The following is a 15,229-nucleotide window of genomic DNA, read 5'->3' on the forward strand; positions in this document are numbered from 1 at the left end:
AAAAATAAATATAGTATGAAAAACAGCACTCACACGGGGACGTAGTGCTATTTTAACGTTTGCAGAACATTGCATAAGAGGGTTATTTCCAGGCTGACAAATATTTCTTTCGATATTTGCTATCTTTCTCGAGCTCAATTAATTCCATTGCTATTTCCCTAATGTACTCATCTTTGTCTTCATCGTATAATTTTTTTAATCCTACAATCATATCGTAGCGAATCAATGTATAATGTTTTTCGTTTATTCCATTTTTAAAGCGATCAATAATATGAGTAAGCACCATTTCTTTTTGTTTTGGCCCAGCTAAGCCAACCTTCCAGATTGATTGTAAACTATGCCGAGCAGTAACAAATTTTGAATCCTTGGTCACTTCCCATAATGCTGGAAAGTCGCGTAGCATCCGTTTATCCGGATCACTGATTGCTAAACCAGCAAGAAACTGTGCTGCTCTCGCTCGCCTGTGGTTATCCGTATCGGTCAGCCATCCTATTAATTGGTCCCACACTTCATAAGCCCAGTCTACTTTCTCTTTTGTGGCGTTAATAATATTCTGAAAGGCTTCTAATTGCAGGCTTTTGTCCTCTGCTTCTAGATGTTCAAAATGAGATTTCATTATTCTGTCCATTTTCGTATCACCTTAAAATGATTAGTTATGTTGATTATATCCCTACACGTGCGATCTTCCAATAAACATCATACCTCGCACTCATGAATGCTTTTTGATTCTGTAATCAATTGACACCTTTTTCCATTATATCTTTCTAATTCGATTTCAACAAAAAGCCCGTTAATGATATGTATAGCACAATTCTGTCTTCATATTGTGTAATTGAGGGAGTTACATGTCTTCATCAGAAAGTGATTCAATGTTTATGAAAGAATCGGAATTTTTTATATAACGACGGAAGAATACAAAACAGCCCGTATCCTAGTGCAGTACCTGACGTATTAAGGATTAAATCATCAACGTCAAAACTTCTATATGCGTTTCCTAAATACATTGAAATCGAAAGTTGCGTTAGTTCTATAAACAATGAGATAAAAAATCCACTTAATAAAATTCTTTTTAGGTTTCTTAACTTTTCAAATAAAAGAGGGAACAATAAGCCAACTGGCAGCAGTAAAATCAGATTTCCACCAAGAGATCTTATCACATAAAACTGCAAGCCCAGATGATAAATATCTACAACGAAGCAAAACGGGATAAAGTTATTTCCATACAAAAATGGATGATAGGAATCGTTCCTTAAGTTCGCAATTAAATCGCGATCTATAGGTAAAGGAAATATTGTAACACTTATCAGTTCAAAGAAGTAAACAATGAAACAAAAAATAACAAGGTGCTTATAAATGGCCATTCGTTCTTTCTTATATATCAATCGCTTATTAATTCTATAAAGAATAAAGCAAATATAAAGTACAAACATGAATATCAAGAGAAAAGTTGAGTCAAGCATAAATACACCACAATTTCTTTTTTGATCTATTTTAACATAATTAGGAAAGAGATTGAGATTACATTAAAAGAAGACTTTTATCTAGAATGGAATGTAGTTTATTGTATAAAGGAGAGTTCTTTTAAAGAAAGCCTAATTTCGTATGGACAAACGACATTTTGCTGTGAGGCAAATACAATACAGTAAACCAGAGGAATGAGTGGAGGGTTCGATGTGTTTAGACAATATCCAGTTTGGTATACTCAAACGCCTTACGATCTGATTTATCATGTGCCTCAACATCTAACAATCTCTTATGATCCACAACGATGTTATCAACGTTGCATGTATCAAACTGGCGGTAACTATGAGTTATGTGACAGATTATGTTATGGAGAAATACAAGTGTAAAAGAGGGGACTTTCTCCTCTTTAAAACCACATAATAAAAACCACCATTAAGAATCTGATAATAAAAAAAGGATTTGAATAGGGATCACTCTATTTGAATGATGAAAAAGTGAACCAGGTCGATGAGCTCCTCTTCATCATTTAAAAACGACTTCATCACGCATTCTTTGGAGTCAAGACCTAATGGCATTTACACCATACAAAATTCAATGGTATGTATGTTAAGAAAGAGAAACTACATTGAGAAGTATGACCATAACAATGACATAATAGCTCTTGGCAACCGCTTTAATGTATTCTAATACAATGTAGTACAGCGCATGATGACTAAAGAAAACGAATAAGAGCTCGGTGTACATATTTTTACTAATGGTGTTGTATGTTACACACGCCATATAGATAATCTGAATTATGGATCAATCCTAAAGTGATTTCAACTTGAATTAACTATATAATACAAGCTATCTTTTGAGACAGCAGTTTAAACGGTGTGGAGAAACACTGATTTGTTAAATTAAATATATCGTCACTATACCTCATTTCGAAAGGGGAATATTTATGACCAAGGTAGCAATAGTTACTGGTTCCGCAGGCGGTTTAGGAAGAGGGATAGCAGAGAGGTTGTGCAAGGATGGTTTTAGTGTCGTTCTGCATGACATTAACGAGGAACTGCTGCATGCAACTGTTTCAGACTTCAAAGAAAATGGCTTTCATGTTATCGGAGTGAAAGGGGATGTATCCAAGCGTGATGACCAATTCAATTTAGTTAAAGCAGCGGCAGAAACATTTGGTCGTTTGGATGTGTTTGTAAACAATGCTGGCATTGAGGCAGTTTCTCCATTTTTAGAAATAACAGAAGACCAACTGAATCAATTGTTCAAGGTTAATGTCAATGGCGTTGTGTTTGGCACTCAAGCAGCTGCCGACCAATTCATTAAGCAAGAAACAAAAGGCAAAATCATTAACGCATGCAGTATAGCAGGGCACGAATCATTTGAAATGCTTGGAACATATTCCGCGACGAAGCATGCTGTGAAATCTTTTACTCATTCAGCTGCTAAAGAGTTAGCCAAATATAAAATAACAGTAAACGCATATTGTCCTGGTGTTGCAAAAACAAAAATGTGGGATCGCATTGATGAAGAAATGGTTAAACATAGCGATGATTTGTACCAGGAGAAGCATTTGAAAAATTCTGTTCTGACATTGCTCTCAAAAGATATCAAACACCTGAAGATGTGGCCAATTTAGTCTCATTTCTAGCTTCAGATGATGCAGATTACATTACCGGTCAAGCTATTTTAACTGATGGCGGCCTGGTTTATAGATGATAGAACAAAAAAATCCATTTAGGAAATGGTTTCTTTTTGTTTGAGATGAATCAATAATGACTCATGTTGTATAATGAGAAAAGCATTTGAGAGGTCCATGTATTCATGTAAGAAAATTGAATGAACATTTTGGCGAAAAAATATTTGGTACGTGAGAGCATGTTAACTTGTTCAGAAAACAAGCGACATTATGGCGCATGTGTGAGTTTTAGACACAAGCAAGACACACAATATATAGACATAAAGAGAGGCTTGGCGTTTTACGCAAGCCCTCTTTGTGTCAATAGCCAAAAACCAATGTTGTACTTTGTGATCCGGCATATTTTGTGACAAATTCTTTTGTGTACTGCGGAGTTTGAACCCGGTAGCTGTAATTGGAGCCTGGATTCCACGTTGTCAACGGAGAGGATTGCCTGTTCAAGGACGGATAGCTTCCTGTATCCTTAAAGTATCCGGTTCCCTTGTCATCAAGGATTCCTCCTTTTTCGCTGCCTTTTCCAAAATAATTGTATTCAGAGTATATTTTTGCCTTTGTCGCGATGGTAATCGCTTGGTTAAAATTGTTGCTGTAATTGTTTTTGACATGAAAGTAGCCATACCTCATCAGCCCAGGGCCTCTTACATACAAATTCTCAAAATAGTTGTTGGCGATGGTCATGTGCGGATAGCCGTCATATTGGTGCTGGGAATCATCAGGATATCCTAAAATTAAACCGTACTTATGATTTGCGAATTTTGAGTTGCTGATGGTGATATAATCAGCTGATTTACCGATATACAACAGCTTGTCCAGGTCACTTCCGTTAGCACTATAGCTGTGTCCTGAAAATGTCACATGGTCGATCCAATAGTTGAAGCCTGAATCTAGATAAAGCTGTATATCGTTATTTCCGTTAATCTGCGGGCTGTGTTCAAAGGTCAGATTTTGAAAGATGACGTTTCCGGATGAAGATGATGTTGTTAAATAAATATTTTTCAGCGTTTTTTTAGCGTAAGAACCTACAAGTGTTTTATTTGAACCAATGGTTACCGTTGTTTTTGAAGAAGCGGTTAGATCATTTTGAAGCACTAAAATTTTAGGTGTTGACCCGCTCAGATGGGTTTTTAAGTCACTTAGACTTTGGATATAGACGATCTGACCGTTTTTTCCGCCGGTTGTGCTCGCTTTAGAGACTCCTTTTTCATTTTTTGCATTTCCGGCAAAGCCTAAGATGCCATTCGTCGAAGTATTTGGAAAATCGACGGCGCCTAAAGCTTTTTCAGGCAAGAGAAGCAATAATAAACTTAACATGGCAAATAATAAATAAAATCGTTTCAAAGCCACTCAGCTTCCTTTCAAATTTAAATAAATTGCATATGGATTATTATTACAGTTGGACAAAAGGAAGAATAGAGTCTATATTCCTGATCAAAACCGGGATTTTATATGTTTTTTGATGCAAATAAAAGTTACAGTTGGAACCACACGAAAGGACTGATACACCATTGACTGCTGCAGCATATCGAAACACCTTGCTTTCTCTTCTTTGTTTAACAGCGGGAATCGTGGATGTGATCGGGTATTTAAGCCTAGGACACGTCTTCACTGCTAATATGACGGGAAATATCGTTTTATTGGGATTAGCGATCGGAAAATCTCTTCAAGTCACTGTTTTTCATTCTATAACTGCGCTAATCGGCTTTATCGTGGGAGTGATTGTGTCCACGATCATTGTTGGAAAGGCAGAGAAAACATTTTGGCCATCCCCTATAACAAAAGCTCTGGCAATTGAGGCTTTCATTTTATTTGTTTTTGCTTGTCTTTCAATATCTTCTGCTTTCGTTCCCGTGTACATCCTTATTATCCTTTTGAGTATTGCCATGGGGATACAAACAATAGCAGCTAAACAACTGGGGATTGCAGGCATTTCTTCAACTGTTTTAACCGGAACATTGGCTTCCCTTTTAGAGGATCTTTCCGGCCGGTTGTTTTTCTCCAAACAGAATAAAACATTCTTAAGAGATGCTGTGTTAAGGGCGCTGGCCATCATATTATATTGTGTCGGGGCTATTATTGTAGCTTTGGCAGAGCCGCATTTTCATTACATCATTATTTGGGTACCGATTGTGCTCATTTTAGGTATTATACTTACTGCTCTGACCAAGTTGCAAAAGTAAAGTGAAATTCTCCCGCTTGCGATTTGAAGCGGGGATGGGAATTTTTTGAGCTTATACACTATGAATGAGACAAGAATTTTGGTTCATATGTGCATCAGAACATAAGGATTACATTGTCATATAAAGCGCATCCTTTGATAGATATACAATAGTGAATTAGACATAAATGAATCTATGAATCTATTTCCTCTTTTAATCCATATTGAATGAGTATTACAATGATAATGATTCTCATTTAAAGCTTGGATTAGGAGGATGTCTATGAAAAAGAAGATGAGTGCTGTTATTAGCGTGGTTATGCTGATGATCCTTTGCTTTTGCCCGCAAGCTTCGGCAGCCTATAACGACTTGCACGAAGGCTATGCAACCTATACCGGATCAGGCTATTCAGGAGGGGCTTTCCTTCTTGACCCAATCCCATCTGACATGGAGATTACGGCAATTAACCCAAAGGACCTTAATTACGGCGGTGTGAAAGCTGCTCTTGCCGGCTCTTATCTTGAAGTGGAAGGGCCAAAGGGGAAGACGGTCGTCTATGTTACCGATCTATACCCTGAGGGCGCCCCAGGAGCCCTTGATCTTTCACCAAATGCATTCAGCAAAATCGGTGCTATGAAAGATGGAAAAATTAAAATCAAATGGCGTGTGGTCAAAGCGCCAATCACTGGCAATTTCACATACCGGATTAAAGAAGGCAGCAGCCAGTGGTGGGCAGCAATTCAAGTCAGAAATCACAAGTATCCCGTTATGAAAATGGAATACTACAAAGACGGAAAGTGGATCAACATGGAGAAAACGGACTATAATCATTTCCTCAGCACCAATTTAGGAACGGGTTCTCTTAAAGTCAGAATCACTGACATTCGCGGAAAAGTTGTAAAAGACACGATTCTAAAGCTTCCTGAAAACGGAACATCTGGGGCGTACACAGTTCCTGGGCATGTTCAGTTTCCTGAATAAAACAGGTTATATGGAAAATTCAAAAACAAATAAATTCTGAAAAGCAGGTTACCGATCCTGCTTTTTATTTTTATGGAAACTGAACATCATAGTTCGTTTTATTGGACTAATAGCCGTTACCTGTACAATAATTAAAGCGCTTTCTGTATTGGGTCATACGAAGAAACAATCAAGTTGGGCATGAATTTGAATTGTGGTTTGACCGGTTTATCCATGCCCGAGGAGCGAAGTTTTGGTGCTGGCCAATCTATACTGCTGAGAATTATTACTGGCTGGAAGACAGCTGAATGGGGAAGAGCGGTGCCTGAAAGAACCGCTCTCCTGTAAAAACTCGTATTAATCTTTCGCTTGGTGTTCCTCTCCTAATGTTAATAGCCATTCTCTTAAGATATGTTTTTGCACATATCTTTTTCCGTTTATTTCAATATGAGGGAGGTCTGTGAGATCCTTCGCTAAGTGTTTCGCCTCCGCTTGGGTTATGCCTAAAAAATGCCCGATGTAAAAGTGAATATCTCGTTCTTTAATCAGCATGATGTCATTTTTTTCGTTAGCTTTTGGGTTGTTAATATGCTTTAATCCTTCTCCGATAAAATATCCAGCCAATGCAATACCGATTCCTAAAAAAACGTCCATGTGTCTGCCTCCATTATGTAATCGTCATGTTATACGGTCAATCCATATCATTGGTTTCATTTTTTTGATTGTGTACACAAAAAACCGCCAGAGCAAGCTCTGGACGGTTTCTATGCTTTCTCAATCTGCACTCGGCCTGAGAAAAAAGTGGCGCCTCCGCCCATATCAGACAAGCGGTCTGGGGTTAGGGCGTTAACAAGCTGATTTTTGCCTGGTTCATCTGCCCATAATCCTTGACTAACGACAACACCGGGCAGCACTTGTTCTCCGACTGCGGCGGTTAGTTCACACTCACCTCGGCTGTTCCAAATCCGTACAGCTTCACCATCAGTGATGCCATGTTCTTCGGCATCTATCGTGTTGATAAAGAGTTTCGGTGTTTTTTCAAGTTTGACGTGCTTTGCATTGTTGGAAAACGTTGAATTTAAGAAATTATGATTTGGCCCCGGAACATACATAAACGGGAATTCTTGATCCGGCGTAAGCGGCGTATGTGTCGGTAACGGCGGGAAACCGGCTTGTTTCATTTTTTCTGAATATAATTCTATTTTTCCGCTCGGTGTCGGCAATTTACCAGGGAACAGCGGCATTTCACGCTTCGCCTTCATAAACGAACGTTCAGTGAGTGATTCATAACGAATCTCTGCCAAATAAGGATTATTTGGATGGTGAAGCGCCTGGCGGATTAAGTCTTCATCTGAATCTTTCAGCTCCTGATCCGTAAATCCCATTGCCTCAGCCAATAACCGGAATACCTCGGTATTAGACTTACTTTCTCCATATTTCTCAATCACCGGCTGCTGAAGCTGAATGTAATGGTGCCAGTATGAGGTGTAAAAATCAGTATTTTCAAAAGCAGATGTAGCAGGTAGTACAATGTCTGCATATTTGGCTGTTTCTGTTAAAAACAAATCATGAACCACGGTGAACAAGTCATCCCGCAGGAGGCCTTGTCTGACCTTGTTCGCTTCTGGCGCCACAACGGCTGGGTTCGTCCCATAAATAAAGAGGGAGCGAACAGGAGGGTCTGTTTCCAGAAGGACTCTGCCCAGCTGGTTCATATTAAACGATCTCGGTGTGCGGCCTTTCAGTAAATCAGGACGTTGAAGCGCGTTGGTGTTATATTCTAAAATTCCGCTGTTATGCTTGATGGCGCCGCCTCCTGTATGCATCCATTGACCAGTAATCGCCGGAAGACAGGCAATCGTTCTAACAATCATCCCACCGTTATCGTGATGCTGAAGGCCGTTTCCGATTCTGATAAAGGAAGGGGAGGTTTCACCATACATTTTTGCCAGCTGATAGATATCGTCGGTACTGACACCAGTAATCAGCGATACCTTTTCTGGATGATACGGTTTCACATGCTCGCGCAATTCTTCATAGCCGACTGTATATTCTGATAGAAACGCTTCATCGTGAAGGTTTTCTTTAAATAATATGTGCATGATTCCAAGGGCGAGCGCGCTGTCGGTACCGGGTTTTATAGGAATAAACCAATCTGCGAGACGTCCTGTCTGATTTTTATGCACATCAATCACAACAATTTTTGCGCCTTTTTTCCGTGCTTTTTGTGCGATTGTAATTTGATGCATGTTTGTGCTGACTGCGTTAATTCCCCAAAAGATAAACAGTTTTGTATGAATCGTTTCTTCAGGATCGATTCCAGCACTCACACCCATGGTATATTTATAGCCTTCTGAACCGGCTTTGCTGCAAATCGTCCGCTCAAGATGGCTTGAGCCCAGGCGGTAAAAGAAGCGGCGGTCCATTCCTTCAGCCGTTAATTTTCCCATATTGCCGTAAAAGCTGTAAGGCAGTATGCTTTCAGCTCCTTCTTCATCAATCAGCTGTTTCCAGCGGGATGTGATGGTGTCAATCGCTTCTTCCCAAGAAATTGGTTTAAACTCTGCCTCGCCCTTCACACCTGTTCGTTTCAGCGGAGTCGTCAGCCGCTTTTCATCATAGATGCGTTCAGCCATATTTCGTACTTTGTTGCATATATTTCCGGCTGTCACGGGGTGATCAGGATCACCCTGCACTTTCACAATTTTCCCGTCTTTTTTATGTACCAGCAATCCGCACTGGTCCGGGCAGTCCAGTGAGCAAACGGATTTAAAAATGCCGTTTTGTTGAGTGGCGAACGATTTCATAGCCCAGTTCCTCTCCCTAGTTAGATATATTGTAAGAATTATAACATTTCGAATGATAACGTCAATTCTGAAAAAAAGACATTGACATCAATCTGGGTCTTCTTTATGATTAACGTATTCTCAATTCTGAAAATTACATACAAAACATTTTCTATCAAGAGAGGTGGAGGGACTGGCCCTATGAAACCTCGGCAACATTATTGTGCCAATTCCAGCAAGCGTCAGCTTGAAAGATAGGAAAGTAAGGTTTATACCGGCTTCTGTCTGTGGCAGAGTGCGCCTATACATGAATCTCTTTCCATCTTTGGAGAGAGATTTTTTTGTGTGAAAAATAACGATGAAAAGGATGTTTTGCATCATGACGGTTTTGATTACAGCACCGTACAACGAAGAAGGACGAAAAGAGCTTGAAGAATTGTTCGGTTCCGTTGTTTATCAGTCTTGGAAAGAAAACGGCCGGGCATACAGGGAAGATGAATTGATTCAGCTATTAAAAGGATCAAATGCGACGGGTTTGATTACTGAGCTTGATCAGGTGACAGAAAACGTGTTTGCATCAATGCCGGAACTTTCATTTGTGGGAGTATGCAGGGGAATGCCTTCCAATGTTGATGTGGCAGCAGCGTCAAACAGAGACATTCCGGTTTTCTATACACCTGGGCGCAACGCACAAGCTGTTGCTGAAATGTTTATTGGAAATGTGATTTCATTTCTCCGGCACACGAATACCTCTAATCAATGGCTAAAGGATGGAAAATGGAACAGCGATTATTTGCAGGCGTATGCCAAATTCAAAGGTAATGAAATAACAGGAAAAACCGTGGGTATGGTCGGATTCGGAGCGGTTGGGCAAAGAATTGCAAAACTGCTGACTGCGTTTGACTGCAAGGTTTTGTATTACGATCCATACGTACAGCACGATTATCCGCAATATGAAAAAGTATCTCTGGAGAAGGTATTTTCAGATAGTGATATCGTTTCTGTTCATCTGCCGCGTACAGATGATACGCTTGGCCTCATTGATCGGCCGTATTTTGACTTGATGAAAGAGAGCGCCATTTTCGTGAATACATCAAGAGCTGTCGTGGTAAACCGAGAGGATCTTTTATCTGTACTGAAAGAAAGTAAAATCAGGGGTGCGATATTAGACGTTTTTTATCATGAGCCGCCAGAGCAATCGGATTATGAATTTATTTCATTGCCTAATGTTCTGGCAACACCGCATTTAGCAGGAGCAACATTTGAAGTAGAGGATCATCACGTTACCATTCTGAACGAAGCGCTTAAAAAGTGGAGGGATGAAAAAACTCTCAATATTCCGACTTTATATAACAAAAACGATCTTAAAGCAGAGGTGTAAGAAAAGGAGGGCATCAGGATGACGAAACAAAAAGGTTATCTCGTATTTGACATTGGCACTGGCAATGCAAGAGTTGCGGTCGTAAGTGTGTCGGGAAGCGTTCAAACGGTTGAACGGGAGGACATTGTATATACGACCGAGCCGCTTTACCCGGACAGCCGCTATTTTTCTCCACAGGCGCTGTGGAATCAAATCATGAATCTGGCTAAACGTGCGATGTCTCGTTCTCATCATATTGAAATTATTGGTCTCACTTCAACAAGTCAAAGACAGGGGATCGTGCTATTTGATCAAAATGGTGAGTCTTTCCTCGGTCTGCCCAACATTGACAATCGGGGCAGGGAGTGGGAGGAAAACATACCGAATCAGGAAGAAGTATACAGCCGAACCGGCCGTCTGCCGACTGCGCTTTTTTCAGCGCTCAAGCTTTATGGTTTAAAGCACCGCCAGCCCTCCTTTTGGGAAAAAACTGCAAGCTTTACAAGCATCAGTGATTGGGTAACGTATCAGTTGAGCGGAGTATTGACATATGAACCGTCACAGGCGACGGAAACGCTGCTGTTTGATGTAAAACAAAATACATGGTCAGAAGAGATGTGCAATATATTCGGTTTCTCGCCATCTATTCTTCCGCCTCTAGTAAGAGCGGGAACAGTCATTGGATCGATAACAGATGAGTATGCGGCAGAATTGGGACTATCACATCATGCGAAGGTTATAGCGGGTGGGGGAGATACACAGCTTGCAGTCAAAAGCACTGGTGCTGCTCTCGGAGACGCAGTCATTGTATCAGGTACGACAACACCGATTACCAAAATTATTGGTGAAATTCATGAGGACAGACAAAATAAAGCCTGGCTGAACTGCCACACAGACCAAGGACAGTGGCTTGCGGAGACAAATCCCGGGGTAACAGGTCTGAATTTTCAAAAATTAAAGGATATTTTCTATCCGAATGAACCGTACGATGTGATGGAAGAAGAGATTGCTGCAATAGCTAAGGAAGATCATGCATGTGTATCTTCCCTCGGTTCGTATTTATCGGCAGAAAAAAACGCCCTGACGAAAGGCGGCTTTCTCTTTGATGTACCGCTTTCAGCCCATTTAAGCAGAGCGCATTTTGTACGCGCGGCCTTACAGGAGATTGCATGTTCAATCAAATGGAACTTTGACATTTTAACAGAGATCACTCCGTTTGATCGTGACTATGTGTGGGGATGCGGAGGCGGATTACAAAGCAGAGCATTTACACAATATATCGCCAATCTTCTTCAGAAAAAAATTTATGTCAAAGAAGGGTACAGTCAGGCATCAGTCGTTGGTGCTGCGGTGGTTTGCAATGAGGCCTATAGATTGACCGAAGAAATGTCTGGAAGTGTTCGGGTGATAAAACCGCAGGATTGCCGGATAGAAATGACTTTATACGAGGAGTGGAAGCAGGTCCAACGCTTCTTTTCAGGGTTAGAGCCGTCATCGGGAAACAAGGTATTAGTATAAGGCGGAATTTGCTGCTAATTGAGGAATTATACATTTTCTTACTTTAATGAGGTAATACGGTAATTGAGATAAGCACCTAAGGAGGATACAGATATGTTAGATCAAATTGGTATACCAAAGCGGCTGGCATGGGGGTTTTTAGGGGTTGTGTTGTTTATGATGGGAGACGGTCTTGAACAAGGATGGCTCAGTCCTTTTCTGATTGAAAATGGGCTCACCGTTCAGCAATCCGCTTCGATTTTTAGTATATACGGCATTTCACTGGCCATCGCTTCATGGTTTTCAGGTGTATGTCTGGAAGCATTTGGCGCAAAGCGGACGATGTTTATGGGGTTGTTGTTTTATGTGATCGGTACAGCGGCTTTTATCGTCTTCGGATTTGAACAGCTAAATCTGCCTGTCATGTATGTGACTTACTTTATTAAAGGCTTAGGATACCCGCTTTTTGCTTATTCCTTCTTGACATGGGTCATCTACAGAACACCGCAGAACAGGCTCAGCACAGCTGTCGGCTGGTTTTGGATTGCGTATTGTCTGGGCATGTTTGTTTTCGGTGCTTGGTATTCAAGTTATGCCATTAAAACGTTTGGTTATTTAAATACGCTGTGGAGTTCTATTTTCTGGGTATGCCTCGGTGCAGTCTTCTCGTTGTTTATTAATAAAGACCGGTTTGAAAAAAAGAAAAGAAAAAGATCAGAAACGGCGGAGGAGCTTTTAAAAGGGGTTACCATTCTTGTTACCAATCCGAGGGTGCTGACAGGAGGAATGATTAGAATCATCAACAGCATCGGCACATATGGTTTCCCTGTGTTTTTGCCGATGCACATGGCTCAGCACGGCATTTCAACTCATGTGTGGCTGCAGATTTGGGGAACGATTTTTCTGGGCAACATTGTATTTAACCTCATTTTTGGAATTGTCGGTGATAAATTCGGATGGAAAAACACCGTCATTTGGTTTGGAGGAGTCGGCTGCGGCATTTTCACTGTTTTATTATACTATGCGCCTGTTTTTTCAGGCGGGAATATGGCGGTTGTGAGCATCATCGGCTTTATCTGGGGCGGCTTGCTGGCAGGCTACGTGCCGATTGGTGCGATCGTGCCGACAGTTGCCGGAAAAGACAAAGGAGCCGCCATGTCCGTTTTGAACCTCGCAGCCGGCTTATCGGCATTTGTCGGACCTGCTTTAGCTTGGATGTTCATCGGACTCGTCGGTGCACAAGGCGTTGTCTGGATTTTTGCGGTGCTTTATCTTGCAAGTGCAGTCATGACGAAATGTATTAAGATACCTGAAGAAAAAGAAGGACAGAAAGAAACTTCCCCTCAATATGCATCCTGATGAAAAGCGCCCTTGGAATAGGGCGCTTTTTTCAGCAATGGTTTTAGTACAGAGTGCTCCGGAATGTTTGGTCTGAAACATCACCAGTCCGCCCATAAAGAATGATAGTTTTTGCGATCACTTCTACGTTTATATCGCTTCTTAATTCTACTGATTGTATGTCTTTTTTCTTCAAATGTATCTTTGTAGGTTCGTGTTCAACCATTGTAGTAATGTCGCAGCATTTAATGGTTTTCTGTATTTCTCTTCAATTAGATCTTCAAAAAAGCGGATTCCAATGCTTTTTCCTTATCAAATTTACGTTACCGAACCATGATATACCTTTTTTCATATTGATCAATATGATATTGTCGTATGATTTGCAATAAAATAGACAATATGTTGACAAAATGACAAAAAGTGCTATGATGATAAAGACAACAAATTGTCTTTTTGAGGAGGGTTATAATGAATTTTTCTAAAGAACTAAAAGATTTATTTTTAATGCAGCAGTCTTACGCTACACTTTTTTCTGTTTTAAACAAAATTCAATCACGAGGTGATGAGTACTATGAAAGCTTAACGACTAGGCAATTTATGACAATGGTCTCCATACTGCATTTACCGGAAGAAGAAACCACTTTCAACAACATTGCCAAAAAATTAGGTACGTCGAAACAGAACATAAACAGGCTGGTCAGCAGTATTGAAAAAAGAGGATATGCCGTTACTGTGCCAAGTAAACGTGACAAGCGCGCGGTTAATGTGAAAATTACCGATTCTGGGAAACGCGTTTTAGAGGAATGCGGTGAAAAAGCTGTGTACTTTATGGCAGATATTTTTCAAGGATTTTCGACGGAAGAATTAGAGACATTGTGGAATTTATTGAAAAAGCTATACAGTTTTGATGGAGAAGAGCAGGATGGTTTCGAAGAAGACGCTCGGGACTTTGAAATTGAACAAGAACGTGATGATCTGAAAATAAAAGTTCTTCAGGAATTCGCAAAACGGAGAATGTAAAAGGAGATACGTATGAACAGCGTGGCATCAATTGAAAATTTGAAAAAGCAGTACGCGAACAAAGCTGCGGTAGACGGCATTTCATTTGAGGTAAAGGAGGGTGAAGTTCTGGGGCTTCTAGGCCCAAATGGAGCAGGAAAAAGCACAACGATTCATATTTTATCCGGAGTAATGTCGGCCACTTCCGGAAATGTTACGATATTGGGCCATAATGTAAAAAATGGCGCAAAAAAAATGAAGATGGGCATCGGAATTGTCCCTCAGGATATCGCCATCTATGAGGATATATCCGCTGAGAAAAATGTTCGCTTTTTTGCCAGTCTATACTCTCTTAAAGGAGAAGATCTGAAAGCCCGGGTTAAGGAGGCTTTGGAGCTCGTACAGCTATATGATCGTAAAGATGATAAGCCTAAGACTTTTTCAGGTGGGATGAAAAGAAGATTAAACATTGCCTGTGCTATTGCCCATCAGCCGAAACTGATTATTATGGATGAACCGACTGTTGGAATAGATCCTCAATCCAGAAACCACATTCTGGAGTCTATTAAAGTGCTGAAAGAAAAAGGAGCAAGCATCATTTACTCAACACATTATATGGAAGAGGCGGAGGCTATTGCTGATCGGATTATGATTATGAATGAAGGAAAAATGATTGCTAACGGGACGAAAGAGGAATTATACAAAAAAGTAAATAAAGAAATGACTTATTCTTTTCAGCTGGCGAATGCAGATAAATTAAACAAAACCATTCTAAAGGATATCGAAGGGGTTATAAAAGTGCTCTTTATAGAGGATGAATTGAAAGTTACAGTCCGAAAGAACCAAGATCCCCTAGGTGAAATCATAGCAGAATTAAGTGTTCAAGGATGCAGCATTCTGCATATGAGCAGTCAAGAGGCATCCTTAGAAACGGTATTTTTAGAGCTGACGGGAAGAAATTTAAGAGATTAGG

At 40.4% G+C, this 15,229-nt stretch carries 12 protein-coding genes, 1 pseudogene and 1 riboswitch; of the genes and pseudogenes, 8 read left to right on the top strand and 5 right to left on the bottom strand.

The features are described from left to right. Positions 1-82 precede the first annotated feature (82 nt). Positions 83-628 carry a hypothetical protein gene (locus tag V6D42_RS05015; protein ID WP_333512540.1) on the bottom strand — a complete coding sequence of 182 codons (546 nt, stop codon included), beginning with the start codon at positions 626-628 and terminating at the stop codon, positions 83-85. A gap of 238 nt (positions 629-866) precedes the next feature. After that, positions 867-1,460 carry a VanZ family protein gene (locus V6D42_RS05020; protein WP_333512541.1) on the bottom strand — a complete coding sequence of 198 codons (594 nt, stop codon included), beginning with the start codon at positions 1,458-1,460 and terminating at the stop codon, positions 867-869. A gap of 947 nt (positions 1,461-2,407) precedes the next feature. On the opposite strand from V6D42_RS05020, the pseudogene V6D42_RS05025 reads away from it, so the two are divergent. Beyond that, positions 2,408-3,180: pseudogene (locus V6D42_RS05025) on the top strand (acetoin reductase). 280 nt (positions 3,181-3,460) lie between these two features. Here the strand turns inward: V6D42_RS05025 and V6D42_RS05030 are convergent. Continuing rightward, on the bottom strand, positions 3,461-4,471 hold the full coding sequence (locus tag V6D42_RS05030) for a polysaccharide lyase family 1 protein (protein ID WP_442893192.1): 1,011 nt from the start codon (positions 4,469-4,471) through the stop codon (positions 3,461-3,463). Between the two features lie 194 nt (positions 4,472-4,665). Here V6D42_RS05030 and V6D42_RS05035 point away from each other — a divergent pair, with 194 nt between their 5' ends. Together V6D42_RS05035 and V6D42_RS05040 are read left to right on the top strand one after the other, a co-directional pair. Continuing rightward, positions 4,666-5,337 (top strand): YoaK family protein, encoded by a 672-nt coding sequence (locus V6D42_RS05035; protein WP_333512543.1) that lies wholly within the window; start codon positions 4,666-4,668, stop codon positions 5,335-5,337. A 261-nt stretch (positions 5,338-5,598) separates the two neighbouring features. Continuing rightward, positions 5,599-6,297, top strand: a complete 699-nt coding sequence (locus V6D42_RS05040) for an expansin EXLX1 family cellulose-binding protein (protein WP_333512544.1) — start codon at positions 5,599-5,601, stop codon at positions 6,295-6,297. A 336-nt stretch (positions 6,298-6,633) separates the two neighbouring features. On the opposite strand, the gene V6D42_RS05045 is transcribed toward V6D42_RS05040, so the two are convergent. Both V6D42_RS05045 and V6D42_RS05050 read right to left on the bottom strand, forming a co-directional pair. Next, complete coding sequence (locus V6D42_RS05045) at positions 6,634-6,930, bottom strand: hypothetical protein (RefSeq protein ID WP_333512545.1); 297 nt, start codon at positions 6,928-6,930, stop codon at positions 6,634-6,636. Positions 6,931-7,040: 110 nt separating this feature from the next. Continuing rightward, positions 7,041-9,083, bottom strand: a complete 2,043-nt coding sequence (locus tag V6D42_RS05050) for a molybdopterin oxidoreductase family protein (RefSeq protein ID WP_333512546.1) — start codon at positions 9,081-9,083, stop codon at positions 7,041-7,043. A 148-nt stretch (positions 9,084-9,231) separates the two neighbouring features. Next, positions 9,232-9,323, top strand: a riboswitch (SAM riboswitch). A 97-nt stretch (positions 9,324-9,420) separates the two neighbouring features. Here V6D42_RS05050 and V6D42_RS05055 point away from each other — a divergent pair. The 5 genes from V6D42_RS05055 to V6D42_RS05075 all read left to right on the top strand — a co-directional run bounded on the left by V6D42_RS05055 (position 9,421) and on the right by V6D42_RS05075 (position 15,228). Beyond that, positions 9,421-10,443: a 2-hydroxyacid dehydrogenase gene (locus V6D42_RS05055; protein WP_106021701.1), complete on the top strand. Its 1,023-nt coding sequence runs from the start codon at positions 9,421-9,423 to the stop codon at positions 10,441-10,443. An 18-nt stretch (positions 10,444-10,461) separates the two neighbouring features. Next, on the top strand, positions 10,462-11,940 hold the full coding sequence (locus V6D42_RS05060; protein WP_333512547.1) for an FGGY-family carbohydrate kinase: 1,479 nt from the start codon (positions 10,462-10,464) through the stop codon (positions 11,938-11,940). 93 nt (positions 11,941-12,033) lie between these two features. Further along, positions 12,034-13,278, top strand: a complete 1,245-nt coding sequence (locus tag V6D42_RS05065; RefSeq protein WP_333512548.1) for an MFS transporter — start codon at positions 12,034-12,036, stop codon at positions 13,276-13,278. A 447-nt stretch (positions 13,279-13,725) separates the two neighbouring features. After that, complete coding sequence (locus tag V6D42_RS05070) at positions 13,726-14,277, top strand: MarR family winged helix-turn-helix transcriptional regulator (protein ID WP_333512549.1); 552 nt, start codon at positions 13,726-13,728, stop codon at positions 14,275-14,277. 12 nt (positions 14,278-14,289) lie between these two features. After that, positions 14,290-15,228, top strand: coding sequence for an ABC transporter ATP-binding protein (locus tag V6D42_RS05075; RefSeq protein ID WP_333512550.1), 939 nt, complete (start codon positions 14,290-14,292; stop codon positions 15,226-15,228). The last annotated feature ends 1 nt before the right edge of the window (position 15,229 follow it).

Source organism: Bacillus sp. 0909A (assembly GCF_036765115.1).
Taxonomy (GTDB): domain Bacteria; phylum Bacillota; class Bacilli; order Bacillales; family Bacillaceae; genus Bacillus; species Bacillus mojavensis.

Bases quoted from the DNA above. Each gene is read 5' to 3' on its own strand.
- V6D42_RS05055 (WP_106021701.1), top strand. From the start codon at position 9,421: ATGAAAAGGATGTTTTGCATCATGACGGTTTTGATTACAGCACCGTAC.
- V6D42_RS05065 (WP_333512548.1), top strand. From the start codon at position 12,034: ATGTTAGATCAAATTGGTATACCAAAGCGGCTGGCATGGGGGTTTTTA.
- V6D42_RS05040 (WP_333512544.1), top strand. From the start codon at position 5,599: ATGAAAAAGAAGATGAGTGCTGTTATTAGCGTGGTTATGCTGATGATC.
- V6D42_RS05050 (WP_333512546.1), bottom strand. From the start codon at position 9,083: ATGAAATCGTTCGCCACTCAACAAAACGGCATTTTTAAATCCGTTTGC.
- V6D42_RS05020 (WP_333512541.1), bottom strand. From the start codon at position 1,460: ATGCTTGACTCAACTTTTCTCTTGATATTCATGTTTGTACTTTATATT.
- V6D42_RS05075 (WP_333512550.1), top strand. From the start codon at position 14,290: ATGAACAGCGTGGCATCAATTGAAAATTTGAAAAAGCAGTACGCGAAC.
- V6D42_RS05070 (WP_333512549.1), top strand. From the start codon at position 13,726: ATGAATTTTTCTAAAGAACTAAAAGATTTATTTTTAATGCAGCAGTCT.
- V6D42_RS05060 (WP_333512547.1), top strand. From the start codon at position 10,462: ATGACGAAACAAAAAGGTTATCTCGTATTTGACATTGGCACTGGCAAT.
- V6D42_RS05045 (WP_333512545.1), bottom strand. From the start codon at position 6,930: ATGGACGTTTTTTTAGGAATCGGTATTGCATTGGCTGGATATTTTATC.
- V6D42_RS05015 (WP_333512540.1), bottom strand. From the start codon at position 628: ATGGACAGAATAATGAAATCTCATTTTGAACATCTAGAAGCAGAGGAC.
- V6D42_RS05030 (WP_442893192.1), bottom strand. From the start codon at position 4,471: ATGTTAAGTTTATTATTGCTTCTCTTGCCTGAAAAAGCTTTAGGCGCC.